This window comes from Pseudomonas sp. C 49-2, assembly GCF_003970195.1.
Taxonomy (GTDB): Bacteria; Pseudomonadota; Gammaproteobacteria; order Pseudomonadales; family Pseudomonadaceae; genus Aquipseudomonas; species Aquipseudomonas canadensis.
This window is the reverse complement of record NZ_RXYG01000006.1, coordinates 62,171-87,262: the sequence shown is the minus strand read 5'-3', so window position 1 is coordinate 87,262 and position 25,092 is coordinate 62,171. Positions and strand designations below refer to the sequence as shown.

At 60.9% G+C, this 25,092-nt stretch carries 29 protein-coding genes; 4 read left to right on the top strand and 25 right to left on the bottom strand.

From position 1 onward, the window contains the following. Positions 1-31: 31 nt before the first annotated feature. Together EJ576_RS13590 and EJ576_RS13585 are read right to left on the bottom strand one after the other, a co-directional pair. A complete protein-coding gene (locus tag EJ576_RS13590; RefSeq protein WP_122726469.1) occupies positions 32-853 on the bottom strand; it encodes an SDR family oxidoreductase in 822 nt (273 codons plus the stop codon). Between the two features lie 172 nt (positions 854-1,025). After that, positions 1,026-1,505 carry a GNAT family N-acetyltransferase gene (locus EJ576_RS13585; RefSeq protein ID WP_010208407.1) on the bottom strand — a complete coding sequence of 160 codons (480 nt, stop codon included), beginning with the start codon at positions 1,503-1,505 and terminating at the stop codon, positions 1,026-1,028. Between the two features lie 184 nt (positions 1,506-1,689). Between EJ576_RS13585 and EJ576_RS13580 the strand changes: the two genes are divergently transcribed. From EJ576_RS13580 to EJ576_RS13570, 3 genes are all read left to right on the top strand, one after another. After that, entirely contained in the window at positions 1,690-2,880 is a 1,191-nt protein-coding gene (locus EJ576_RS13580) for an MFS transporter (RefSeq protein ID WP_126570521.1), read from the top strand. Positions 2,881-2,965: 85 nt separating this feature from the next. Beyond that, on the top strand, positions 2,966-3,298 hold the full coding sequence (locus EJ576_RS13575) for a hypothetical protein (protein ID WP_126570520.1): 333 nt from the start codon (positions 2,966-2,968) through the stop codon (positions 3,296-3,298). A gap of 51 nt (positions 3,299-3,349) precedes the next feature. Further along, positions 3,350-3,616 carry a hypothetical protein gene (locus EJ576_RS13570; RefSeq protein WP_122726465.1) on the top strand — a complete coding sequence of 89 codons (267 nt, stop codon included), beginning with the start codon at positions 3,350-3,352 and terminating at the stop codon, positions 3,614-3,616. Between the two features lie 127 nt (positions 3,617-3,743). Here EJ576_RS13570 and EJ576_RS13565 read toward each other — a convergent pair whose 3' ends face one another. The 20 genes from EJ576_RS13565 to EJ576_RS13470 all read right to left on the bottom strand — a co-directional run bounded on the left by EJ576_RS13565 (position 3,744) and on the right by EJ576_RS13470 (position 21,250). Continuing rightward, positions 3,744-4,661, bottom strand: a complete 918-nt coding sequence (locus tag EJ576_RS13565) for a PfkB family carbohydrate kinase (RefSeq protein WP_126570519.1) — start codon at positions 4,659-4,661, stop codon at positions 3,744-3,746. Further along, entirely contained in the window at positions 4,654-6,120 is a 1,467-nt protein-coding gene (locus EJ576_RS13560) for a cytosine permease (RefSeq protein ID WP_126570518.1), read from the bottom strand. Before EJ576_RS13560 ends, EJ576_RS13565 begins: the two co-directional genes overlap by 8 nt. Positions 6,121-6,198: 78 nt before the next feature. After that, positions 6,199-7,200, bottom strand: a complete 1,002-nt coding sequence (locus EJ576_RS13555) for an ADP-ribosylglycohydrolase family protein (protein WP_126570517.1) — start codon at positions 7,198-7,200, stop codon at positions 6,199-6,201. Beyond that, a complete protein-coding gene (locus EJ576_RS13550) occupies positions 7,197-7,910 on the bottom strand; it encodes a GntR family transcriptional regulator (protein ID WP_126570516.1) in 714 nt (237 codons plus the stop codon). Before EJ576_RS13550 ends, EJ576_RS13555 begins: the two co-directional genes overlap by 4 nt. A 70-nt stretch (positions 7,911-7,980) precedes the next feature. After that, positions 7,981-8,541 (bottom strand): DUF1285 domain-containing protein, encoded by a 561-nt coding sequence (locus tag EJ576_RS13545; protein WP_028617570.1) that lies wholly within the window; start codon positions 8,539-8,541, stop codon positions 7,981-7,983. A 16-nt stretch (positions 8,542-8,557) separates the two neighbouring features. After that, positions 8,558-9,163 (bottom strand): DUF4823 domain-containing protein, encoded by a 606-nt coding sequence (locus tag EJ576_RS13540; RefSeq protein WP_016979738.1) that lies wholly within the window; start codon positions 9,161-9,163, stop codon positions 8,558-8,560. A gap of 95 nt (positions 9,164-9,258) precedes the next feature. Beyond that, positions 9,259-10,227 (bottom strand): GTP 3',8-cyclase MoaA, encoded by a 969-nt coding sequence (locus tag EJ576_RS13535; protein ID WP_126570515.1) that lies wholly within the window; start codon positions 10,225-10,227, stop codon positions 9,259-9,261. Positions 10,228-10,342: 115 nt separating this feature from the next. Continuing rightward, positions 10,343-10,996 carry a TetR/AcrR family transcriptional regulator gene (locus EJ576_RS13530; protein ID WP_016979740.1) on the bottom strand — a complete coding sequence of 218 codons (654 nt, stop codon included), beginning with the start codon at positions 10,994-10,996 and terminating at the stop codon, positions 10,343-10,345. 445 nt (positions 10,997-11,441) lie between these two features. Further along, positions 11,442-12,227 carry a TatD family hydrolase gene (locus EJ576_RS13525; protein ID WP_126570514.1) on the bottom strand — a complete coding sequence of 262 codons (786 nt, stop codon included), beginning with the start codon at positions 12,225-12,227 and terminating at the stop codon, positions 11,442-11,444. 63 nt (positions 12,228-12,290) lie between these two features. After that, entirely contained in the window at positions 12,291-13,280 is a 990-nt protein-coding gene (locus EJ576_RS13520) for a DNA polymerase III subunit delta' (RefSeq protein ID WP_123474572.1), read from the bottom strand. Beyond that, complete coding sequence (gene tmk, locus EJ576_RS13515; RefSeq protein WP_126570513.1) at positions 13,273-13,905, bottom strand: dTMP kinase; 633 nt, start codon at positions 13,903-13,905, stop codon at positions 13,273-13,275. The genes EJ576_RS13520 and tmk overlap by 8 nt, the downstream gene beginning before the upstream one ends. Positions 13,906-13,924: 19 nt before the next feature. Further along, positions 13,925-15,058, bottom strand: a complete 1,134-nt coding sequence (gene mltG, locus EJ576_RS13510; protein ID WP_126570512.1) for an endolytic transglycosylase MltG — start codon at positions 15,056-15,058, stop codon at positions 13,925-13,927. A gap of 1 nt (position 15,059) precedes the next feature. Beyond that, positions 15,060-15,875, bottom strand: coding sequence for an aminodeoxychorismate lyase (pabC, locus tag EJ576_RS13505; protein ID WP_028617577.1), 816 nt, complete (start codon positions 15,873-15,875; stop codon positions 15,060-15,062). Continuing rightward, complete coding sequence (gene fabF / locus EJ576_RS13500; protein ID WP_058427473.1) at positions 15,875-17,119, bottom strand: beta-ketoacyl-ACP synthase II; 1,245 nt, start codon at positions 17,117-17,119, stop codon at positions 15,875-15,877. Before fabF ends, pabC begins: the two co-directional genes overlap by 1 nt. Before the next feature lie 128 nt (positions 17,120-17,247). Continuing rightward, positions 17,248-17,484, bottom strand: a complete 237-nt coding sequence (gene acpP, locus EJ576_RS13495; protein ID WP_003175607.1) for an acyl carrier protein — start codon at positions 17,482-17,484, stop codon at positions 17,248-17,250. Positions 17,485-17,675: 191 nt separating this feature from the next. Continuing rightward, positions 17,676-18,419, bottom strand: a complete 744-nt coding sequence (fabG, locus tag EJ576_RS13490) for a 3-oxoacyl-ACP reductase FabG (RefSeq protein WP_005790544.1) — start codon at positions 18,417-18,419, stop codon at positions 17,676-17,678. Between the two features lie 24 nt (positions 18,420-18,443). After that, the gene (fabD, locus tag EJ576_RS13485) at positions 18,444-19,382 is read right to left on the bottom strand and encodes an ACP S-malonyltransferase (protein ID WP_126570511.1); all 939 of its coding nucleotides are present in this window, start codon (positions 19,380-19,382) and stop codon (positions 18,444-18,446) included. 126 nt (positions 19,383-19,508) lie between these two features. After that, on the bottom strand, positions 19,509-20,519 hold the full coding sequence (plsX, locus tag EJ576_RS13480) for a phosphate acyltransferase PlsX (RefSeq protein WP_122726446.1): 1,011 nt from the start codon (positions 20,517-20,519) through the stop codon (positions 19,509-19,511). Positions 20,520-20,523: 4 nt separating this feature from the next. Further along, on the bottom strand, positions 20,524-20,706 hold the full coding sequence (gene rpmF, locus EJ576_RS13475) for a 50S ribosomal protein L32 (protein WP_008152339.1): 183 nt from the start codon (positions 20,704-20,706) through the stop codon (positions 20,524-20,526). Between the two features lie 13 nt (positions 20,707-20,719). Continuing rightward, on the bottom strand, positions 20,720-21,250 hold the full coding sequence (locus EJ576_RS13470) for a YceD family protein (RefSeq protein ID WP_010566563.1): 531 nt from the start codon (positions 21,248-21,250) through the stop codon (positions 20,720-20,722). A gap of 105 nt (positions 21,251-21,355) precedes the next feature. Here EJ576_RS13470 and EJ576_RS13465 point away from each other — a divergent pair, with 105 nt between their 5' ends. After that, positions 21,356-21,934 (top strand): nucleoside triphosphate pyrophosphatase, encoded by a 579-nt coding sequence (locus EJ576_RS13465; protein ID WP_122726444.1) that lies wholly within the window; start codon positions 21,356-21,358, stop codon positions 21,932-21,934. A 132-nt stretch (positions 21,935-22,066) separates the two neighbouring features. On the opposite strand, the gene EJ576_RS13460 is transcribed toward EJ576_RS13465, so the two are convergent. The 3 genes from EJ576_RS13460 to rluC are packed head-to-tail and all read right to left on the bottom strand — an operon-like array spanning position 22,067 to position 24,680. Next, positions 22,067-23,050 (bottom strand): S49 family peptidase, encoded by a 984-nt coding sequence (locus tag EJ576_RS13460; protein ID WP_126570510.1) that lies wholly within the window; start codon positions 23,048-23,050, stop codon positions 22,067-22,069. Positions 23,051-23,071: 21 nt separating this feature from the next. Next, positions 23,072-23,734, bottom strand: a complete 663-nt coding sequence (locus tag EJ576_RS13455; RefSeq protein WP_068937479.1) for an HAD-IA family hydrolase — start codon at positions 23,732-23,734, stop codon at positions 23,072-23,074. Beyond that, on the bottom strand, positions 23,721-24,680 hold the full coding sequence (rluC, locus tag EJ576_RS13450; protein WP_028617584.1) for a 23S rRNA pseudouridine(955/2504/2580) synthase RluC: 960 nt from the start codon (positions 24,678-24,680) through the stop codon (positions 23,721-23,723). The genes EJ576_RS13455 and rluC overlap by 14 nt, the downstream gene beginning before the upstream one ends. Between the last annotated feature and the right edge of the window lie 412 nt (positions 24,681-25,092).

Genomic DNA, 25,092 nt, shown 5'->3' with positions numbered 1-25,092 from the left:
AACCACCTCGTTCTTGTTATTGGAAAACGGTTTAGTCGTGGTACATCACAGACCGCCCGCCATCGATCATCAGGCAGGTTGCATTGATAAAGGGCGCCTCGTCGGTCGCCAGGAACAGTGCCGTCATCGCCACCTCGACCGGCTGGCCAATGCGCTTGGGCGGGTGCAGGTCGAAGGCGCGCTGGCGCTCGGCGTGGGGGTCGGGAAAACCGTTCCAGTAGTCGACGTTGAGCTGGGTTTCGATGTAACCCGGCGCGATGGCATTCACGCGGATGCCTTTGGGCGCGTATTCGATGCCGAGGGCGCGGGTCAGTCCGAGCAGGCCGTGCTTGGCCACGGGATAGGGAAAGCAGCCGGGGATGATGTGGCTGGAATGGGTGGACGCAATGTTGATGATATTGCCGATGCCTTGCTCGATCATGTGCGGCAACACCGCGCGGCAGCCGAACCAGGCACCGTCGAGGTCGATGGCGAAGCAGCGGCGCCAGTCTTCGTCGGTCATTTCCAGCGGGTCGCGGAACACGTTGACGCCGGCGCAGTTGACCAGCACATCCACGCGGCCAAAGCGCTCGATAGCCAGGTTGACCAGCGTCTGCCATTGATCTTTGGACGTGATGTCGACGGCTTGTGCATAGATGTCGGCGCCGCGTTCGCGCCAGTGGGCGGCGACCCTCTCGACCTTTTCGCCCTGGATATCCGCAATGATCAAGCGCGCCTGCTGGGCCTGAAAACACGCGACGATTGCCTCGCCAATGCCTTGGGCGGCGCCGGTGATGATCACCACTTTGCCTTTGAGCCGCTCGCCATAGGTTGGCTCGGGCACGGCGGGGAGTGACAACGGTTGTGCCTGCATCGCTTCACCTGTTTTATTTTTGGTAGTGAGTGCTGATGCGGATGACTATAAACCCATCATTTGAAATATCTCAATATATAAATTTGCATCCCATATGTTGAGCGAAAATCAAAAAAATGGCAGAGGTTTTTCCCCTGCCACATTTGATCTTCAGTGTTTACAAAATAGCGAGCTAGCCGAGGGCGAAGTCACGCAGCGCATCGCCTTCCATGCGATAGCGCACCCACTCTTCCTGCGGCTGGGCGCCGATGGATTTGTAGAAGGCAATCGCCGGTTCGTTCCAGTCCAGCACGCTCCACTCAAAGCGCCCGCAACCGTTGTCAAAGGCGATCTTCGCCAGGTGGCGCAGCAGCTTCTTGCCCGCCCCGCCGCCGCGTTGTTCCGGGTTGATGTAGAGGTCTTCCAGGTACAGGCAGTTGCTGCCCAGCCAAGTGGAATAGCTGAAAAAGAACACCGCAAACCCGATCGGCAAGCCGTCGCGCAGGCAGATCAGGCCATGGGCGGTGGCGCCTTCGCTGAACAGGCTACGCTCGATGTCCACCACACTGGCGATCACTTCGTGCCGGGCCTTCTCGTACTCGGCCAGCTCGGTGATAAACGTCAGGATCTGCGCAGCATCGCTGGGCACGGCGGGGCGAATCTCGATGGTCATGGGCGAGCCTTGGCAATTTCAAAGCACACATACTAAGACGCTTTCGTGACGGATTGCAGTGCAATTTCACTGCATCCCCTTACTCCGTCCACGGCTAACGCTGGCACCACCAACCACACAACAATCGGCAAAGCGGTGCATGGTAAAAAGTCCGGCATAACTCCAATGACTTCCAGGCCATCTTATGCATTCCAAGTCTGCGGTGAGCACGCCGTTGTTCGCCCTGTTTTGCCTTGCCAGTTTTCTGTTGTCGCTGTCTTACGGCTCGACCTTTCTGTTGTCGTTGCTGATTCATACGCGCGGCGGTAACGAGCACGATGCAGGCAGTGTGATCTCCATGGCGATGCTCAGCACCTTTGTGGCGGTGGTGGTCTCCGGGCATTTGGCTGATGTGCTGGGCGCGGCGCGGGCGATTGCGGGAATGGGCCTGCTGTTGGTGGTGGCATGCCTGGGTTTTGCCCTGATGCCAGGTTTCGGCCTGGGCTTGATGGGGTTTGGCCTGGCCCTGGGACTCGGTTGGGGGGTGTTCTATACCTTGGGACCGATCATCGTGGCCATGCTGGTAGAACCGCAGCAGCGGGCCAAGTACTTTGCGTTATTGTCCGGCAGCATGATGAGCGGGATCGGGGCCGGCCCCTTGCTCGGGCGTGCGGCGAGCGCATTGGAGCTGCCGCTGACCAGCGCGTTTTACATCGCCGCCTTCGCCAGCCTGGTGGGCGTGGTGATGTTCTGGCGACTGGGTGCCCATCTCAAACAAGACGCGGTTGTGGCAAAAATTTCCTGGCGTGCCACCCGCCAGGTGCTGTCATCGAGGGCCGTGTTCGCGATCATCATGGTCGGCCTGGGCGGTTGTGTGTTCGGCGGGTTGTCCTCATTCCAGACCAGCTACGCAGCGGCGCATTCCCTGGACTATTCGCTGTTTTTCGTGGGTTTCCTGAGCGCGGCGATTACCAGCCGCTTGTTGATTGCCGGGCTTGTCGTCAAGCGTGATGCCTATCGCTCGGCGTGCGTACTGTCGGGGCTGATGCTGGTGTCGGTGTTGATGTTCGGCTTCACGGTGTCGGGGACCTTCAGCTACCTGCTCGCCGCCATCACCCTGGGCGTGGGTTATGGGCTGACGTACTCGGTGATCAACGGGCTGGTGGCCAATGAAGCCCCCGCTGGCACCACGTCCCAAGCGTTGCTGCTGTTCAGCCTCGGGTACTTCGTCGGGGTGTTCGGGTTCCCGATGCTGGCGGGGCGGATCATCGTCGAGTATGGCCTGCAATCGCTGCTGCTGAGTGTGACTGCAGTGGCGTTGCTCAATTGGTTGATCAGCCTCGCGAGACTGATCTGGCGGCGGGCCTCGGCACACAAAATCTTACAGGAGAGCTAAGACCGTTCGTCGCCATCAAGGCACGAACGCCAAGGCCGGGCTGACCAATAGAGGGTAAGGACATTAATCATATGGAGACACCCTCATGAAAAATTCCAAGTTTGCTGCCCTCGCCCTCACAGGCCTGTTGTCTGCTGTGTCGCTGAGCGCCTTTGCCGCCAGCTCGACCACCGGGCCAACCGATCCAACGCCGGATGCCACCACTGAGTCGCAGAAATCCATGGGTACTGGCATGGACACCAATGGTGGCGCGGTCATTAAGCCCGGCGCTGACCCGCGCACCCAAGGCAACGATACCCAGCGTCAAGCGCCTGCTGCCGTCGGTAACGGCAAAATGGGCCCGGCGATCAACCAGCCCAACATCAATAAGGGCGATGACTCCAACGTCCCAGGTGCGCCGAAACAACCTGCGCCTTGACCCATCGAACGCAAGACGAACACCCGATCATTTCCCAGTGAAGAGGTACGCATGAACGTCGATAGAAACCTTGAAAAAGAAGTCCTCACCCGCCTGCTGCACGCCCATCCGCAAGGTCTGGGCAAGGAGGTGCTGGATAACTACCGCGGCGAAAAAGAGGTGGCCAGTGTCTTGGCGTTCCTGCAGGACCGTGGGTTGATCAAGGATGGGCATGTGACCACTGACGCTGCCGGTGAGTATGCGTTGAACCTGCCGATCAAGCTGACGGCGTCGGGTGTGGATGAGGCGCGTAAGCTCGACAGCGAGACTCGCCAGTAATCCAGAAGGCACTGCAACACAATGTGGGAGCCGGGCTTGCCCGCGATGGCGGAGTATCAGTCACCATTCTCCGTGACTGACAGAACGCCATCGCGGGCAAGCCCGGCTCCCACATTTTCGATTGGGTTTATTCAGCTATTAAAGCATCCACTTCGGCAGTGCCGGGGGACGTAGCCGGCCCCCAGCGTGTCACCGCCAACGCCGCTGCCGCATTGGCGCGACGTGCCGCTTGAGCGGGTGTCAGGCCATTCGCCAACCCTGCGATAAACACACCCGCATGCGCATCCCCCGCTCCATTGCTGTCCACCGCCCTTACCTTGAAACCCGGCACATGCTCCGCCTGGCCATTGCGGCTGACCCAGCAACCATTCGGTCCATCCCGCACCACTAGCAAGGCATCAACGGGCAGGCGACGATTGAGATCGACCAGCGCATCCGCCAACGTACCGGCTCCGGTAAATGCCAGGGCTTCCGGGCCATTACTGGTCCAGATATCGATGCGCGGCAACAACGCCATCATCAGCGCCGAATCCGACGCCTTGACCAACGGGCCCGGATCGAACACCACGGTGATCGCTCGCGGCAGCGCCAGCAGCCAATCGAGCAATGCCTGCGCCTTGCCTTCCAATAAAAGGCTGTAGCCGCTGACATACACGTAATCGTCCGCTTGCGGGACCATTCGCGCCAAGTCATCGGCACTCAAGTCACCTTCAGCGCCGATATGGGAAATGAAGGTGCGCTCGGTGGTGGCCTCGGTCAGCGACACACACAAACCGGTGTCTTTATCGGTGCTGACCGTCTGGGCCATTTCAACCCCTTCGGCGTGCATCGCCGCGCGCGCCAGGTCACCAAAGCGCCCATTGCCATGACGGCCGAGGTAAACCACCGCCAATCCATTGCGCCGCGCGGCCGCCATCACATTGAAGCCTCCTCCGGCCTCAAAGCTGGCCGATTGCGCCAGCACGTCGCCGCCGGTGGCGGGCAAGGTATCGAGGGCCATCACCAGGTCGACGATGACCTGGCCGGTGTGCAGCAATCTAGACATTAGGACGCTCTACCAAAGCCGGGCGACGGTCAGCCGCGCCACCCAGTACTGCATAAATCCCGCCGGCCACCAGGAAGGTGACGATCCAGCCCAGGCCGTTGTGGCCCAGCCAGGAATCGGACAAAGGCCCGGCGAACCAGATGTTTTCGGCGGTGGTGCCGATGGTGGTGAAGCTGAAGCCCAGCGCAATCGCCACCGCCCAGGCGCCGAACGCACGCCACTCCACACCGCCGCGATACCAGTAGGCGCTGCTTGGGCTCACGTCCAGCAGGTCCTTGGGGCTGTAGTAGTGACGGTGGATCAGGTCAACCACGAAGATGCCGACCCACGCCGTGATCGGCACTGCCAGCAACGAGATGAAGGTGATGAACGGGCCGTAGAAACTGTCGGCGATCAACATGAAGTAAATCGAGCCGGCGAAGATCGCCACGATGTCGACGATCACCGCATGCACGCGCTTGACCTTCAAGCCGAGGGTCAGGGTGGTGAGGCCGGCCGAGTACACCGACAGGTTGTTGGACAGCAGCAGCCCGCCAAACGCGGTGACCAGGTACGGCACCGCCATCCAGGTCGGCAGCATGTCGCGGATCGCGACGATCGGGTCAGTGGCCGAGGCCAGGTCGTTGTTGCCCACCGACAGCAAGCCGCCTAGGGTGATCAGCAAGACCAGCGGAATGCCTGCGCCAAACGCGGCCGATGCCACCAGGCGCACGGCGGTGACGCTGCGGTGCTGATAGCGCGACATGTCGGCACCGGCATTCGCCCAGCCAATACCGGTACCGGCAGCCATGGTGCCGACGCCGATGATCATCGCGCTCAGCGGCGCCGGGGTGGCGTTGAACACCGCGCTCCAATCGATGGTCGCGCAGAGGAAGCCGCCGACCAGAATGTTCAGGGCGCCAAACACATACGTAGCCCACTTCTGGATCACCAGCAACGTGGCATGGCCCAGGCCGGAAACCGACAGGGTCAGCAAGACGAAGATGGCGATGAAGATCAGGGTCAGCACCGGCGCACTCTTCGCCTCGACCGGCGAACCAAACAGGATCGAGCACAACGACAGCAGCACGAAGGCGGCCGTGGTGGTGTTGACGGTCTCCCAACCCAGGCGTGACATCAATGACACCAGCGTCGGCCCGATATTGCCGCGCACACCGAAGATGGCGCGGGACAGCGTCAGGCTCGGCGCACGCCCACGACGGCCAGCGATGGAGATGATGCCCACCACCGCGAACGAACCGGCAGCGCCGAGGATCGCCACGATAATCGCCTGCCAGATCGCCAGGCCGCGAAACGCCACCAATGTGGCGCCGAGCGGCAAACCGAGGATGCTGATGTTGGCGGCGAACCACACCCAGAACAGTTGCAGCGGGTGCCCGTTGCACTCCCCTTCAGGGACCGGTTCGATGCCGCGTGTTTCCAATTGCCCGGCACTTTGGCCGGAAGAGGTGCTGCTCATGAGGGGGTGCTCCTGGTGCCTGTATTGTTGTGGTTGTGGCAGGGGTACAAAGCGAATCGTGTTTCCGGTCGTCCTGACTCAGCGCATTTTCAACAGCTCTTGAACCAGCGGCTGCAACTCCAGGCCATTGACCTCTTTGACCTGTTCGATCATCGCGTCAGGCCAGCACTGCATGCCCAAGCACGCACCCAGCATGGCGCCGAGAATGGCGGCAATCGTGTCTGTGTCACCGCCAAGGCTGGCGGCCAGGCACAAGGCCTCCAACGCACTCATCTCACCCACCGCCACTTGCTGGGCCAGGGCAAACGACACCACCACCGACTCCTGGGACGCGACGGAAGTGCCGATCAATTCATACAGCAGGTCGGCGAACAGGGCCTTGTCGCCACTGCCGACGCTCAAAGTGCGTGCCCAACTGATGCGCGTGGAAATACGCCCGCCGGCAATCCAGTGACCATGGCCTTCAGCCTGCTGGGCAATCTGGGTGCCGATGTTGAGTGCTTCGCCCAGGTCCACGCCGTTGATGCCGGCCGACACCACCGCAGCCACCGCCGCCGCACTGGAAATCCCCAGGGTGGTGTTATGGGTGACCTGACAGGCCTGGATCACCGCCGGGATAAATCGCGCCGGGTCGCTGACGTCGGCGGCGATCCCCACCGGGGTGATGCGCATCGCAGCGCCGTTGGTGGTGCCGTAGCGGCCGGATTCTTCCGGCGTGTGACCGGCGAGGATCATGTCGATCGCACGCTTGGTGGAGGGGCCGAGCAAATCCTGCGAGCCCTTGGCGCGCATCACTGCTTCCCAGTCGATCAAGCGCTGGGCGAGCACCGTCGGTTCGATGACGCCCTGTCCTTCCACCAGCAATTCACCCACCAGGATCGCCTGCTCTGTGTCATCGGTGATGGAACCGGCGGGCATGTTCGGCGCGATCGGCTGGTCGGCGTCGGCATCTTCCAGGCCAGTGATGGCACCGAAACGCGCCCGGACCTGCTCGCGGCTCAAGGACTGGGTCGGCATACCCAGGGCATCGCCCAAGGCCAAGCCGTAGAAGGCGCCGAGGGCGCGGTTGTGCGGGGTCATTTCGAGTTTCCAAACTGGAGGTGCAGGCGAAAGTGCAGTGGATCGAGCAAGCTTTCGACGTACTCCATGAAACGCTCGCGACGGTCATAGGTGGTACGCGACGCCTTGAGGAACACCGTGCCTGCGGGGCGACCAAGCAATTCTGCATCTTCATCGCTGAGGGGTTCGGCGCCGATCCATTGGTCCCCTTCGGCGCCGACGTAACCGTAGGCGGCCAGGGTGATGGTCAGGGAGTTATCGATCAGTCCCACGTTTGGCAGGCTCTCCAGGCCGCCGGACGCAGGCATCAGCGAACGTTCCAGGGACACCGCCGTGCCGTCGGCGGTGCGGCGGCGCCGATCAAGGGCGATGAACTGATCGGTGCCGAAACGGCTGAACAGGTCCGGGCGGGTGACCGCTTCCAGGCGCAGGATGTCGGTCTTCACCCGCGCGCCTGTGTCGGCCAGGGCCTGGGCCCAACCGCTGCGTTGGTCGAGCACCATACCGTCAAACGTGACGATGGAGCCGACGCCGCTCTGGGTCGCGATGTAGTTGCGTCGCTTGAGTTCGGCGAGGGCTTCGCGCAGGGTGCCGCGGCTGACCGCGAACTCTTCGGCCAGTTGGTGCTCGCCCGGCAGCAGGAAACCGTCGGCCATCACTCCACCCTCGATACGGCGGATGAGCTCGTCGACGACGCGTTTTTTCTTATCAAATCGAACATGTCTAATCATGTACAAATTGATAACCGAAAGCGGCCGTTTGCAGCAAGCGAATTATTTCAGGGAGATGAAAAAACCGGCTTCACGGCTCCAGGCCGATACGGAAAAACTCCCCGCCGCTCCAGACGCCCAGCCAGTTCTGACCGTTGATCGGACGGCTCACTGCCAACTCCACCAATTGGTAGAACGCGTTGCGGTGCACCAGGGCTTCGAGGTTGGTGCGCACCCGCAGATAGGGCGCAGGTTCCTGGGTGACCGGATCGATCACTACCCGCAAGGGGTGTTCAAGGCCCGCTTCGACCTGATCGTCCACGTTGGTGGTAAAGCGCAGAACCTGGCCTTCGCCCTGCCCTTCGACCTCCAGCGTTACCGCCACGAACGGCGCATCATCGACGCTGATGCCGACCTTTTCCACGGGAGTGACCAGGAAGTAGTCATCGCCATCGCGGCGGATGATGTTGGAGAATAGCTTGACCATTGGCTTGCGCCCGATCGGCGTGCCCTGATAGAACCAGGTGCCGTCGCGGGCGATGCGCATGTCGATATTGCCGCAGAAGTCCGGGTTCCACAGGTGTACCGGCGCCGGTCCCTTGCCCTTGGGCAGTTGGGCCAACAGATCGTTAGCCTTGGCGGAATCGGTCATGGGGCTCTCCTGGTGCTTATTGATCACTCATGCCCAGCAGGCTGCGGGCGTACTGGCGCAGTGGACGGGCAATCAGATCTTGTGGCTTGTTGTCGTGGAACGTCAGTAAACCACCACGACTGCGAATACGTGCAGTATCGATCAAATACTGGGTGCTGGTCTCGATCAACATGATCTGGATGACCCCGCTGTCCAGCCCGACACGGTCGAGGGCTTCCTGGTCGGCCCACTCATCGGCGTTGCCGATACGGTCATCCGCCTTGGCGAAACGACAGTACAGCAGGTAGTGAGCGCCGGCCGCACGGGCTTCGGACATTGCCTGCTCCAGACCTTCCGGCTGACGGGCGCGACGCACCATGGGGAAATATTCGATGAAACCGTTGAAGGCTTCCTCGGCCACCACGTTTGGACGCGGATAAGCGCTGCCCGGCGGCACAAAGGCACCTTGGGCGATAAACACGAAAGAGTCCGGCTGTATGCGAACCGAGGCGGTGCGACGGGTATCGCTGTGGTCCAGCAAACCGGCATCGCTCATCTGATAGCGGGTGCCTTCGGCCATATCGCTGACGGTCATGCAACCACTCAGCGTCAACGACGCCAGCAACAAAACCAGACTACGCATCCTAATCCTCCAGAAGCCGGTGACGGAAAACCGGCGAATGGGCGTGAGATGCAGGTTCTGGGCCAGGGGAGCAGCTACAAGCTTCAAGCTCGGCGTCAGCCGCCAATAATCTTCATGATGGTCGCGCCGCCGGAGAAGGCAACTTCCTGCTTGTCGCCCAAGGCCTTCATCAACAGGCCCTGCAGCGCTGGCAGCGCTTGATGGCGGGGTTTGTCCAGCAGGTCACCGACATAGTGACGGTTGCTCGACGACAGGCAACCATGCAACCAGCCGGTGGACGACAACCGCAACCGCGAACAGGTCCGGCAGAACGGCACGCTTTCGTTGGCAATCACACCAAAGAAGCCTTTACCGGGGATTTCGTAGCGTACGGCAGTGGCATCCACAGGCGCATTGGCTTGCAGGTATTCATGCTGCTCACCGATCAAACCCAGCAGTTGTTGCAGGCTGACAAACTGCTGCAGGAACGCGTTGGAGTCCTTGGCCAGATGACCCATGCGCATCAACTCGATAAAGCGCAGTTCATACCCCCGCTCCAGGCAGTAATCGAGCAGCGGCATCACCTGGTCGAGGTTCTGGCCGCGCAACGGCACCATGTTGACCTTGATCTTGATTCCGGCAGCGCGGGCCTGGTCCATGCCGTCGAGCACGGTGGCCAAGTCGCCGCCACGGGCGATGCTGCGGAAGGCATCCGCATCCAGGGTATCGAGGGAGACGTTGATGCGCTTGATCCCGGCGTCCACCAACAGCGGCAGTTTGCGCGCCAGCAGTTGGCCGTTGGTGGTCAGGCTGATGTCACTGAGGCCCATCCGCCCGACGGCGCCCATGAAGGCTTCCAGCTTGGGGCTGACCAGCGGTTCACCGCCGGTGATGCGCAGGCGGTCGATGCCGGCGGCCTCGATCAGATAAGCCACGCCACGAGCCATGGCCTCGGCCGAGAGTTCGTCCTGGGCAGCCACCAGCCGCTTGCCATTCGGCACGCAGTAGGTACACGCGTAATTGCAGGCTGAGGTCAGGCTGATCCGCAAATTGCGAAAACGCCTGCCTTGACGATCAACGATCATGGATCACTCCGGCAGAGGATGATTCGGGCGCGCTAAAAGCTGACTGATAAATCAGCTTTTAGCAAGAGTCCTTGCCTGAGTATATTCCTGGGGTACTACGCGTGGCAGCAAATCATTACGTGGAAGGCGATTCCAGCGGCGGCTGCTCGGTGCTGTGCTTGCGCTTGTTGCCCATGCGCACACCGATGTCCATCAGAAACTGGAAGAAGCCTTCCTGATCTTCCAGCACATTACTCCAGAACGGCGAGTGATACAGCGCCACGGCGCCGTGCACCAACGCCCAGGCGGCGCAGTAGTGGAAATACGGCGGCACGTCTTCAAGCTTGCCTTCGCTGATGCGCCCCTTGATCAACAGGGTCAGGCGTTCGAAGTTCGATGCACGGATCTTGTGCAGTTCCTCGACCATCTCCGGCACCTGATGCCCCTTGACCACCTTCTCTTCCAGACGGTCGAACAGGCGATAGCGTTGCGGGTCACGCATGCGGAACTCGAAATAGGCGCGGGACAGGGCTTCCTTGTCCTTGTCCACGTCGGCCGAATGCAGCAGTTCGTTCAAGTCGCGCTCGTAGTCGAGCATCAGGCGCAGATAGATCTCGGCCTTGGACTTGAAGTGCTTGTAGATCGTGCCTTTGCCGATACCCACGGCATCCGCGATCATCTCGACGGTGACGCTGTCTTCACCCTGTTCGAGGAACAGCTTGAGGGCGGTGTCGAGAATTTCCTGCTCACGGCGGCGAAACTCACGGACCTTACGGGGTTCTTTGTGCATGAGGAAGAGGTCTGCAAAGGTCAAAATAGGGAGGGTTACGCACGGCCACGGATACGCGGCGATACGATTTACCCGGTGCGAGGGATTATCCCGACTGAACGGTCGCTGGGCAATGCCTATGTGAACCGCAAACGCACTTTACTTTCAGCGCGCCAACGTTTTGATGGATCTCAGTCAGAAATAATACGCAACAACCGCCGCCGTGCACCTGCCCAATGAGAACTCAAGCGAAGCGCGCGTATTCCAAATCTGTTTAAAAAACGACCAGTCGCGACTGGACTGAATCGGATACTGATCAATACTTGAACTGTCGGCGTGACATCTCCCCCAAGTGACGCGCCGATCTGGGTACCAACGGACCGCGTACCCTTGTTTTACTCCTAATGGTCTTAGCCCGGATTCACCCCCCAGAACCCGGGTTTTTTTTGCCTAGGATTTGGCCGCGTCAGCCAGCGACGTGAGCCAGCGGGAACAGGCGCTTGAAGTTCTCGGTGGTCTGCTCGGCAAAACGCTCGTAGGACTCGCCACGCAGCATTGCCAGGTAATCCGCCACATCACGCACGTACTCGGGCAGGTTTGGCTTGCCGCGATGAGGAATCGGCGCCAGGTACGGCGAGTCGGTTTCCACCAGCAAGCGGTCGGCCGGCACTTGGCGCGCAACGTCGCGCAGGGCGTCGGCGTTGCGGAAGGTGACGATGCCCGACAGGGAAATGTAGAACCCCAGGTCCAGGGCCGCCCTGGCCATGTCCCAGTCCTCGGTGAAGCAATGCAACACGCCGGCTTGGGGCAGCGCGGCTTCGCGCAGCAGGGTCAGGGTGTCGGCACGGGCGCCACGGGTGTGGACGATCACCGGTTTGCCGGTCTGCTGGGCGGCTTGCAAGTGCAGGCGGAACGAAGCCTGCTGCAACTCGGCGGCTTCGGGCTCGTAGTGGTAATCCAGGCCAGTTTCGCCGATGGCCACTACGCGCGGGTGATTGAGCTCAGTCAGCAGCCAGTCGAGGGCAGGGGCTTCGCCAGGCTTCAGGTCCAGCGGGTGAATGCCCACCGAGCAATCCACATCAGCGTAGCGATCAGCCAGGGCCTTGACGTCGGCCGCGTTTTCCGCGCTGACGCCGATGCACAGGAAGTGCCCTACTCCGCGCTGGCGCGCGGCTTCGAGGGCAGCATCAAGGGAACCGCCGTGCTGGGTCAGGTCAAGGCGATCGAGGTGGCAATGGGAATCTACGAGCATAGGGATCTACAACTTCAGTCACGAAAAGTGTCTGGCCGACGATATACCTGTCGGCCACAGAATTTAACGGCGGCCGAGCAAGCCAACCCACTGCACCAGCAGCGCCTCAAGCAACAGCACGCGGTTAAGGTTGGCCTTGCCGAGTACCTTCTGGCGCTGGGCGAGGATCCAGTCCTGGATCGTCAGCACCTTCTCCTGGGCACTTTTCTGCGCCAGGTACTGCACCACTTTGCGCATGTCCGGCAGGCCCAGGCCGTTTTCATCCTGGGTCAGCTGGTAGCGCAGGATCAGGCTCGACCAGTCGCAGAACCAGTCAAACAGCAGCAGCAGGGGAATGTCCTTCCAGGCGCTTTCGGCCAGTTGAGTGGCGGACACTTCCTGCTTGATGAGTTTCTTCACGCCTTCCACCACCAGCGCGCGTTGCTCACGCACGCCCTGGGCTTGCAGCTTGACCGCCGCCAACGGCGAACCGGCCGCCAGGGTCAGCAGTTCGACCCGCTCGTCCTGACCGCAGTCCGGCAACGCCTGCGCGAGCCATTCGAGGCTCATGGCCTCGCTCGGCAGCGGGCACGCCTGCTGTACACAACGGCTGCGGATGGTCGGCAACAAACGGCTGGACTGGTGGCTGACCAGCAACAGCACGGTATCGCCGGACGGCTCTTCGAGGCTCTTGAGCAAGGCGTTGGCGGCGTTGATGTTCATCGCCTCCACCGGTTCGATCAACACGACCTTGCGCCCGCCCATCTGCGCGGTCTGCACCACGAAGCTGACGAGGTCGCGCACCTGGTCGACCTTGATCGCCTTGTCGGCCTCCTCGGGCTCCAACAGGTAGTTATCCGGATGACTGCCGGCCTTGAGCAGCAGGCAGGACTTGCACTCGCCGCAAGCTTCCAGGCTGACCGGGCGCTGGCACAGCAGGCTGGCCATGAGGCGCTCGGCCAGGTCACGCTTGCCGATCCCGGCCGGCCCATGCAACAGGTAGGCGTGGGCGTGCTGCGCGCGGCCGGCCAGTTGTTGCCACAGGCTGTCCTGCCACGGGTAGGCTTCAGCCACGGGCGCGCTCCAGCAGTGTCGGCAACAGCGCGTCGATGGCGTGCTGCACCTGGGCCAGCGGTTGGGCGGCGTCCAGCAGGTAGTAGCGCGCAGGTTCGGCCGCGGCACGCTTGAGGAACGCGGTGCGTACGGCGTCAAAGAAGGCCTGGCCTTCCAGCTCGAAGCGATCCAGGCGACCCCGGGCGCTGGCGCGAGCCAGGCCCACTTCCACCGGCAGATCGAAGACCAGGGTCAGATCAGGGCGCAGGTCGCCTTGAACGAAGGTTTCCAGGGTGGCGATGCGTTCCAGGGACAGGCCCCGACCACCGCCCTGGTAGGCATAGGTGGAGTCGGTGAACCGGTCGCAGATCACCACGGCACCGCGTGCCAGGGCCGGACGAATCACTTCGGCCAGGTGCTGGGCACGGGCGGCGAACACCAGCAGCAGCTCGGTGTCCGGGTTCATCTGCTCTTCACCCGGCGCCAGCAGCACTTCGCGGATACGCTCGGCCAGCGGCGTGCCACCGGGCTCACGGGTCAACACCACCTCAATGCCTTCGCTGCGCAGACGCCCAGCCAGGTAATCACGGTTGGTGCTTTTGCCGGCGCCTTCGGGGCCTTCCAGGGTTATAAACAAGCCAGTCACAGGCAGTCCTTAGTCAGAATTATTGCGGGTTTTGCGGCGCTTCAACATCTGGCGCAGACTCGGCCGGCTTTTCAACGGGCACATCGGCCGGCGGCGTTGCATCTTCCGCAGGCTTCACCACTGGCGCCGGGCTGGAGCGATAATCGGCGCGGCGCTTGAGCTGGAACTCACGCACGGCGGCATTATGCGCATCCAGATCATCAGAGAAAATATGGCTGCCATCACCTCGGGCAACAAAATACAGGCTGCTGCCCGGCACCGGGTTCAGCGCGGCATGAATCGCCTCGCGGCCGACCATGGCGATGGGCGTCGGCGGCAGGCCGGCGACCATATAGGTGTTGTAAGGGTTGGCTTCCTTGAGGTGGGCGCGGGTCAACTTGCCGTTGTAGCGCTCGCCCAGGCCGTAGATCACTGTTGGGTCGGTCTGCAACAGCATGCCGATTTTCAGGCGACGCACAAATACCCCGGCGATCTGCCCACGCTCTTCAGGTACGCCAGTCTCTTTTTCCACCAGGGAGGCCATGATCAGCGCTTGATAAGGGTCGGTGTACGGCGCATCGGAAGCGCGCTTGCTCCACTCCTGGGCGAGGACATCATCCAGGCGGTTGTAGGCTTTTTTCAGGAATTCGACGTCGGTCATGCCACGCACAAAGCGATAGGTATCGGGGAAGAATCGCCCTTCGGGAAACACGCCGGGGTGGCCGAGCTTGTCCATGACTTCGCTGTCACTAAGGCCTGCGAGGGTCTGCACGATCTTTTCATGCTTGGCCAACGCCGAGCGCACCTGACGGAAGTTCCAGCCTTCCACTAGCGTCAGGCTGTATTGCACCACTTCGCCACGCTGCCACAGGCCGATCAGGCCTTGCGCCGTCATGCCAGGGGTCATGCGGTATTCGCCGCTGTGCAGAGGCTGGCCGTCAAGGTTGAAGCGCCAGTACAGGCGCAACCAGAAGGCGCCATCCAGCACACCCTCGGCTTCCAGGCGATTGAAGGTGCCGGTGGGGGTCGCCCCGGCCGGTACGTCGAGCAATTGCTCCTGAGTCAGGTTCAAGGGCTGCTTCAGGGCCGCGTCGTATTTCCAGGCGCCATAGCCCAACAGCAAAGCCGCCGAGAACAGACCGATCAGCAGCAGTACAACCAGTTTTCGTATCAACTCAAATTTCCAATAGCGCGCGAACAATGCCTTGCAGTTTACGGGTGAGCGGCCCAACCGGCCAGCTCATCCCGGCACAACCGCGCACCGGCCAAATGCCATAAACGCTGTTGCACACGAAGACTTCGTCGGCCTGCTGCAACTGCTCAAGATCGATGTGGGCCACGGCCACCGGGAGGCCCAGTCGATCTGCCTGGGCCAGAATCTCGGCACGCATCACGCCGGCAACGCCGCAACGGGTCAGATCAGCGGTTAGTAACAAGCCGTTGCGCACGAGGAACAGGTTGCTGAACACGCCCTCGATGACACGCCCGGACACATCCAGCATCAAGCCTTCAGCGTGCTCGGCGTCTTGCCACTCGGCACGGGCGATCACCTGTTCAAGGCGATTGAGGTGCTTGAGACCGGCCAGCAACGGCTGCTCGGCCAAGCGGGTCGCACACGCAAACAGACGGATGCCGTCGACTGCATGGGCGTGAGGATAGGTAGCGGGCGGACTGCCCTGCAAAATACGGCGCACCGGCGCGCCAGGGTTGATGCCATAACCGCGCAGGCTGTCGCCACGGGTGAGGATCAACTTGAGGACACCGTCGCCGAGGGCGGCGGCATAGGCCAGCACTTCGCTGCGGATCAACCCATGATCCGCAACCAAGGCGAGGCGCCTGCAACCCTCAGCGAGGCGTTGCAGGTGACGGTCGAGCAGCACCGGCTGCCCGGCTCTGACGGCGATGGTCTCGAACAGCCCATCGCCATACGCCAGGCCGCGATCTTTCAGGGGCACGCTGTCCGCTGGCTGACCGTCGACCCAGCTGTGCATCACTCAGCGAACCGGCGGAACACCAGGGAACCGTTGGTGCCACCAAAACCGAACGAGTTGGAGATCACCACGTCGATCGGCATCGGTTGCGCTTCGTGGGGCACGAAGTTCAGGTCGCAGCCTTCGTCCGGCTCATCCAGGTTGATGGTCGGTGGAGCGACCTGATCCTTGATGGCCATGACGCTGAAGATCGCTTCGACCGCGCCCGCCGCACCCAACAAGTGGCCGGTCATGGATTTGGTGGAGCTGACCGCCAGCTTGTAGGCATGCTCGCCGAACACCGACTTGATGGCTTCGGCTTCCGCCAAGTCGCCAGTCGGAGTCGACGTGCCGTGGGCGTTGATGTACTGCACCTGGTCCGCATTGACCTTCGCGTCACGCAAGGCGTTGGTGATGCAACGCGCAGCACCGGCACCGTCGGACGGTGGCGAAGTCATGTGGTAAGCATCGCCGCTCATGCCGAAGCCGATCAGCTCGGCGTAGATGGTGGCGCCACGCGCCTTAGCGTGTTCCAACTCTTCCAGCACCAGGGCGCCGGCACCGTCTGACAAGACGAAACCGTCACGGCCTTTGTCCCATGGACGGCTGGCGCGGGTCGGCTCGTCGTTGCGTGTCGACAGCGCACGGGACGCGCCGAAGCCGCCCATGCCGAGACCGCAGGCCGCCATCTCGGCGCCACCAGCGATCATCACGTCGGCTTCGTCATAAGCGATGTTGCGTGCAGCCATGCCGATGCAGTGCGTGCCGGTGGTGCACGCCGTGGCGATAGCGTAGTTAGGCCCCTGTGCGCCCAAGTGGATCGACAGGAAACCGGAAATCATGTTGATGATCGAGCCCGGAACGAAGAACGGTGAAATTCGACGGGGGCCGGAATCGTGCAACGTGCGGCTGGTTTCTTCGATATTGGTCAAACCGCCAATACCCGAACCCATGGCCACGCCGATGCGATCACGGTTGGCGTCGGTGACTTCCAGGCCAGCGTTACGCACTGCCTGAAAACCGGCTGCCAAGCCGTATTGAATGAACAGGTCGAGTTTGCGGGATTCTTTGACCGAGAGATATTCCTCGACATTGAAACCCTTTACCGAGCCGCCAAAACGGGTGGAATAGGCAGAAAGGTCCGTGTGTTCGATCAGACCAATACCACTGCGGCCAGCCAGAATGCCCTGCCAACTGCTCGGCACATCCGTGCCCAGTGGCGACAACATACCCATACCGGTGACTACGACGCGTCTACGCGACACAGCACTCTCCTTTTTCTAATGACGACACTTTTGCTTCAGCGCTTGTTTTTCATCAGGGCTAAAGAAAAAACCGCACGCCGTTACAGCAGTGCGGTTTTTCCCTGACAGCAAGCGACGACTACAAACTATTACGCCTGGTGGCTAGTAACGTAGTCGATAGCAGCTTGAACAGTAGTGATTTTTTCAGCTTCTTCGTCCGGGATTTCGGTCTCGAATTCCTCTTCCAGAGCCATCACCAGCTCAACGGTGTCAAGGGAATCGGCACCCAGGTCTTCTACGAAGGAAGCAGTGTTGACCACTTCTTCTTCTTTAACGCCCAGTTGCTCGGCGACGATTTTCTTGACGCGCTCTTCGATGGTGCTCATACCTTGTTTAACTCCTAATGGACAAATTCAGGCAGCTGGCCAGTGGGTAAGTGTATAGAAAGCCATTTCAGCTTTTCAACTGAAAGCTTCACCCTGTACCCGGTCGGCCACCTGCCTATAAATTAAGTTGCAGCTTTATAACGGATTTTAGACAGCTCGTATGACATTTTTTTGAAGCGATCCGTCACAATTTAACTCATGTACATCCCGCCGTTCACCGGGATTGTAGCCCCAGTCACGTATGCCGCACCGTCGGATGCCAGGAAAGTGACCACATTCGCGATCTCTTGAGCCTGGCCCAGACGGCCCAGCGGAATCTGCGTCAGCAAAGCTTCACGCTGTGCTTCCGGCAGTTCGCGGGTCATATCGGTGTCGATGAACCCTGGGGCCACCGAGTTGACCGTAATCGACCGCGAGCCGACTTCACGTGCCAAGGCACGGCTGAAACCTTCCAGACCGGCTTTGGCGGAGGCGTAGTTTACTTGGCCTGCGTTGCCCATGGCACCCACTACGGAGCCAATATTGATAATTCGGCCCCAACGCGCCTTGGTCATACCGCGCAAAACGCCCTTGGACAGGCGAAACAGACTGTTCAAGTTGGTGTCGACCACGTCGTACCACTCGTCGTCTTTCATGCGCATCATCAGGTTATCGCGGGTGATACCGGCGTTGTTCACCAGAATCGCCGGCGCACCGAATTGTGCGGTGATCTCGGCCAATACGGCAGCCACGGACTCATCGCTGGTCACGTTCAGCTCAAGGCCAGTGCCTTGCACGCCATTTTCCTTCAGGGTCGCGGCGATACGCTCGGCGCCCGAAGCGGACGTGGCGGTGCCGATCACAACGGCGCCCTGACGGCCCAGTTCCAGGGCGATCGCCTGGCCAATGCCACGGCTTGCGCCGGTAACCAGTGCAACTTTACCTTGCAGACTCATGCAGGCTTCTCCTTAGTTCGGGGATTAGGCCAGTGCCGCGCGAGCGGCAGCGAAGGCATCCGGGGTATTGAGGTTGGCAGTCGACACGCCGTCGGCGCAGCGCTTGTTCAGGCCGGCCAGGACTTTGCCCGGACCGCACTCGATCAGCTCGGTGGCGCCGTTGGCCGCCAGGGTCTGGACCGATTCAACCCAGCGTACGGGCTTGTAGAGTTGCTCCAGCAGGTCGCGCTTGAGGGTGTCGAGGTCGGCAGCCACGGCTGCGCTGACGTTCTGCACCAACGGGATCTGCGGCGCCTGCCAGTTGATGGCAGCGATGGACTCGGCAAAGCGCTCGGCCGCCGGGCGCATCAGCTCGCAGTGCGACGGCACGCTCACCGGCAGCGGCAACGCACGCTTGGCGCCACGGGCCTTGCAGCCTTCGATGGCACGCTCAACAGCCGCCTTGGCACCGGCGATCACCACCTGGCCAGGTGAGTTGAAGTTCACGGCGCTGACCACTTCGCCCTGGGCTGCTTCAGCACAGGCTTCGATCACCACGGCATCGTCCAGACCCAGGATCGCGGCCATGCCGCCCTGCCCGGCCGGAACGGCCTCTTGCATCAACTGGCCACGACGCTCGACCAGCTTGACCGCCTCACCAAGGGTCAGGCTGCCCGCAGCCACCAGCGCGCTGTATTCGCCCAGGCTGTGACCGGCAACGAATGCCGGACGCGCACCACCTTCGGCCAGCCACAAGCGCCACAGGGCGATCGAAGCGGTCAGGATGGCCGGCTGGGTTTTATCGGTTTGATTGAGTTGCTCTTCCGGCCCTTGCTGGGTCAATGCCCACAGGTCATAACCGAGGGCGTCGGAAGCTTCTTTAAAGGTGTCCAGGATCAGCGGGTATTGCGCGCCCAACTCGGCCAACATGCCGAGGGACTGCGAACCCTGCCCTGGAAAGACGAATGCGAGGGATGTAGACATGTAACAAGCCCCTAATGATCTGGTCGTCAAAAATGCGCACTCCTACGGTGGGAGCGCACGAAACTGACAGATTGGATGGACAATTGAACTGGCCGGTCACATTTAAGCACTCTCGGGCCGATTCGCCTAAGGCAACAGGTCCTCAAGACGGCCGTGCAAGCGTTGCGGCAGGTTTTCCTGGATCTCGATCAGGGCCCGTGCTATCGCGCTTTGAAAGCCTTCTACGCCAGCCGAGCCATGGCTTTTCACCACAATGCCCTGCAAGCCCAGGAAACTCGCGCCATTATGCCGCGCCGGGGCCAGGTCGGCCTGCAGGCGACGCATCAACGGCAGCGCCAGGGCGCCAACGAGACGGGACGCCAGGTTCCGCCTGAACAAAGCCTCGATACGCGTGGCAATCATGGTCGCCAGGCCCTCGCTGGACTTGAGCAGGATATTGCCGACGAACCCGTCGCACACCACTACATCCGCCTCACCGCGATACAAGCCGTCACCCTCGACAAAGCCGATGTAGTTCAAGCCACGCGCGCCTTGCAGCAAAGTGGCGGCCAGCTTGACCTGCTGGTTACCCTTGATGTCTTCGGTACCGATATTCAGCAACGCCACCCGCGGGCGGGCCACGCCCAGCGCCTCGGCGGCCACCGAGCCCATCACCGCAAACTGGAACAGGTGCTCGGCACTGCAATCGACGTTCGCGCCCAGGTCCAGCAGTTGGCAATAGCCTTTCTGCGTTGGAATTGCCGCCACCATCGCCGGCCGGTCAATGCCGGGCAAGGTCTTGAGTACAAACCGCGACAACGCCATCAACGCCCCGGTATTGCCGGCGCTGACACAGGCTTGCACCTTGCCATCACGCAGCAGCTCCAGAGCCACGCGCATCGAAGAGTCGGGCTTGCCACGCAGGGCAGAGGCCGGCTTTTCATCCATGGTGATGATTTCGCTGGCCGGAGTAATCGTCAGGCGCGCACGATCCACCGCCGGATGGCTGGCAATCAGTTCTTCAAGTAGGGAGGGTTGACCGACAAGGGTCAGGTGCAGCGAGGGTGTTGCAGTCAGGCTGGCAATGCAGGCCTGAACAATGCTGCGGGGACCGAAGTCCCCGCCCATTGCGTCTATCGCGATGACTAGAGCAGACAAGTGATTACTCGTCAGCGCCCTTGTCGATCACTTTACGACCACGGTATACGCCTTCTGGCGATACGTGGTGACGCAGGTGAATTTCACCGGTGGTTTTTTCTACAGACAGAGTGCTCGCCGTCAGGGCATCGTGCGAACGACGCATGTCACGGGCAGAGCGGGATTTTTTGTTCTGCTGAACAGCCATAATTGATTAACTCCTAAACGTTTGGGTCACGCTTTAACTGCGCCAATACACTGAACGGGTTGGACCGCGTTACCTCGTCCTCGCTCGGTTCGGGCTCGTCATCGAGACCCGCCGGCTGCTGGCATTCTTCCGGATGATGAGCAGGCACAATGGGCAAGGCGAGCAGAAGCTCCTCCTCGATCAGTGCATGCAGATCCAAAGGATCTTCGCCCAGTTCCAGCACGTCATAACCTTTCGGCAACGACTGGGTATTCGCACCCTCCTTCACCACAGCATAACTGCACTCGCTGTGGATCGGCAGGGTGACCAGCTCAAGACAACGCTGGCAAACCATTTTGACCTCGGTGTCGATAAAGCTGTGGATTACCACAGACTTACGTTCATCTCGTTCAAAAACGAATTTGGCCTGCACCGTACCGACAGTGTCGGAAAGCGGGTCGCAGAGTCTCTCCAAATCGGCCAGCAGCAACTCACCTTGAAGGGAAGTGCCACGATCAGCCAATTTGCGCGGGTCAACGTGAGGTGGAATCGGGTCATTCAACATAGGCGCAGCATTATAGGGATGCACCCAGCCATGTCAAAGGAAATTCAGCCCTGTGCGTCAGCCGGTCGCCCCGCTAGAATCCCCGGCAGCCCTGAGGAGACGCCCATGCTGCCTTTATTACTCGCATCCAGCTCGGTTTATCGCCGGGAATTGCTGAGCCGCCTGCACCTGCCGTTCATCTGCAGTTCGCCGGATATCGACGAAAGCCACCGTGAAAATGAGTCCGCCGTGGAACTGGTCAAGCGCCTGGCCGAACAGAAAGCCCGCGCCCTCGCCGCCAGCCATCCAGGGCATTTGATTATAGGCTCCGACCAGGTCGCGGCGCTCGACGGCCGGATCATCGGCAAACCGCACACCTTCGAAAACGCTCGCGAACAACTGTTGGCCGCCAGTGGCAAGCGTGTGAGTTTCCTGACTGGCCTGGCGCTGCTCAATGCCGAGACAGGCCGCTGCCAGGTCGACTGCGTACCTTTTACGGTGCACATGCGTGAGTTGGACGCTGAACGCATCGAGCGTTACCTGCGCATAGAGCAGCCCTATGACTGCGCAGGCAGTTTCAAGGCTGAAGGGCTGGGCGTGAGCCTGTTTCAAAGCACCGAAGGACCGGATGCGACGAGCCTGGTAGGCCTGCCACTGATCCGACTGGTAGACATGCTGCTGGCCGAAGGCGTACAGACCCCCTGAGAACACCACAAGACCAAATGTGGGAGGGGGCTTGCCCCCGATAGCAGAGGATCAGCCAACTAACCCGTAGCTGACCCACCGCAATCGGGGGCAAGCCCCCTCCCACATTTTGATCTACATGTAACCTGCGGCTCAGCGCAAGGTCGGGCCTTGGAAGCCCATATAGAAGGCCAGCTTCTCCGCCACGCTGGCACCGAGCCGCTTGGAGAAACGATCAAACGGCGATTCTTCCACCGTGAAATCCACCAGCTCCTTCTCGCCAATCACATCCCGCGCCACTGAACTGGCACTGCCCAGGCCGTCGATCAGACCCAGCGGCAACGCCTGCTCGCCCGACCACACCAGCCCAGAGAACAGTTCCGGATGATCCTTGTCCTTCAGGCGATCGCCGCGCCCCTGCTTCACGCTGGCAATGAACTGACGATGCGTGGTGTCGAGCACGCCCTGCCAGAACTGGGTCTCGTCAGCCTTCTGCGGCTGGAACGGATCAAGGAACGACTTGTGCTCGCCCGACGTGTAGGTGCGACGCTCCACCCCCAGTTTCTCCATGGTGCCGACAAACCCGTAACCGGCCGCCGTCACACCAATGGACCCCACCAGGCTAGCCTTGTCGGCGTAAATCTGATCAGCAGCACTGGCGATGTAATAAGCACCCGAAGCCCCCAGGTCGGAAATCACCGCATACAGCTTGATATCAGGGTGCAGGCCACGCAGACGGCGAATCTCGTCATACACATAGCCGGACTGCACCGGACTGCCACCCGGGCTGTTGATGCGCAGGATCACGCCCTTGACCTTGGGGTCTTCAAACGCAGCACGCAGGCTGCTGACGATGTTGTCGGCGCTGGCGGACTCCTTGTCGGCAATCACCCCGCGCACTTCGATCAACGCGGTGTAATTGGCGCCACGGGTTGCGCTTTTTTCCATGTCCATCAGCGGGCTGAACAAGGCGAGCATGGCGATAAGCCAGACGAACGTCAGCAACTTGAAGAAAATCCCCCAACGCCGTGCACGACGCTGCTCCTGAACGCTGGCCAAAAGGGTTTTCTCCAGCAGCTTCCAGCTTTTGTCATCACTGCTTTCAGCCTTTTCGGGCGCTTTCCACTCGTCATTCATGCCATCAACCCCAGCAAAGACTTATCGGACCCGGCCGAGCCAGGCCTGCAATTCGGAAAAATGATCGATCGTCAGACGCGGCTCGTATTGCTGCAAGGCCTCGGCAGCCTGGGCGCCATAACTGACCGCCACGCTGTCCATGCCCGCATTGCGCGCCATCATCAAGTCGAAGGAAGCATCACCCACCATCAAGGCCTGGCGTGGCGACACGCCGCAATGGGCCAGGATCTGCTCCAGCATCAGAGGGTGAGGCTTGCTGGCAGTTTCATCGGCGGCACGGGTGATATCGAAATAATCTTCCCAACCGTGAGCCTTGAGCACACGGTCCAGCCCGCGACGCGCCTTGCCGGTGGCGACCGCCAGGTGATAACCCTCGGCGCGGAACGCCTCCAGAGACTGCACCACACCGTCGAACAACGGCGAAGGTGTGGCCTCCAGGGCGATGTAGTGATCGGCATAGTGATCACGGAAGGTGACCAGTTCGGCGTCACTGATCTCGGGGTACAAGGTACGAATCGCCTCAGGCAGGCCCAGGCCGATAATGCCCTTGACCGCATGATCGGTGCACAGCGCGTAGCCCGAGCGGGTCGACGCCGCATGCATCGACTCGACAATCCGGCCAATGGAGTTGGCCAGAGTGCCGTCCCAATCGAAAATCAGCAGTTTGTAATCAAGGTGCGACACTCAAGCGCTCCACGGTCTTGGCCCACATTTCATCGACCGGCGCCTGCAGCTTCAACTCGCCACCATCGGGCAGCGGCACGGTGAGCATGTAAGCGTGCAGGAACAGGCGCTTGCCGCCCAGATCGCGGATCTCCTTGGAGAAATCCTCGTCGCCGTACTTGGTATCGCCAGCGATGCAATGACCAGCGTGCAAGGTGTGCACGCGGATCTGGTGGGTACGCCCGGTCACCGGCTTGGCCTCGACCAGGGTGGCGAAGTCACCGAAGCGGCGCAGCACCTTGAACAGGGTCAGGGCCTCTTTGCCCTCCTCGTCCACTTCCACCATGCGCTCGCCGGAACGCAGGTTGCTCTTCTGCAACGGCGCACGGACGCTCTTGATGGAACTGGCCCAGTTGCCGCGCACCAGCGCCATGTAGCGCTTGTCCACACCATCGCCACGCAGGGCGGTGTGCAGGTGGCGCAACATGCTGCGTTTCTTGGCGATCATCAGCAGGCCAGAGGTGTCGCGGTCCAGGCGATGGACCAGCTCCAGCTCCTTGGCGTCCGGGCGCAACTGACGAAAGGCTTCGATCACGCCGAAATTCAGCCCACTGCCGCCGTGAACCGCAATGCCGCAAGGCTTGTTGATCACGATCAGCTTGTTGTCTTCGAAGACAATCGAGGCTTCCAGGCGTTGCAACAACCCCTGCGCCAAGGGCACAGGCTCGTCACGCTCCGGCACGCGAACCGGCGGCACACGGACGATATCGCCCGCCTGCAACTTGTACTCGGGCTTGATCCGGCCCTTGTTCACCCGCACTTCACCTTTACGTAAGATGCGGTAAATCAAGGTCTTGGGCACGCCTTTGAGCCTGGCCAGGAGAAAATTGTCGATGCGTTGGCCGGCATATTCCGGCGAGACCTCAAGCAGCTGGACGCTGGGGGTCTGGGGGGCGGTAGTCGTCATGGCGGCGATGATAACAATTTTTTATGGAATTGAAGCACTTAATCATTGCTGCTATAGTCGCGAACGCCGCCAAAAGCGGCCTGGACAGAGGACTTGCGGCAAACTGCCGGCCCTGACCATCGCAATTCATCAGGACGCGAGGCCGTCCTACGGGGCTTTCGCCACCCTGGAAGGCTCAAGATTGTAACAAGCGCAGGTGACATGAGGCCTGAAGCGAGTGCAGAAAGCAGAGTGAATACTCGCGTTCTGCGCCGATATTTACGGCCAGTTCACAAAGTGCAGTCAGTCTTGGACCAGACCACGGCGAATACTTCGGAAACAACGCCTGTTAAGAGCTGAGTGAGAGCGCAACCGCCCACACCTAGTCTTGTTTAGCCATGAGCGTGGACTCCCCATTGGAGAACACGGTAAA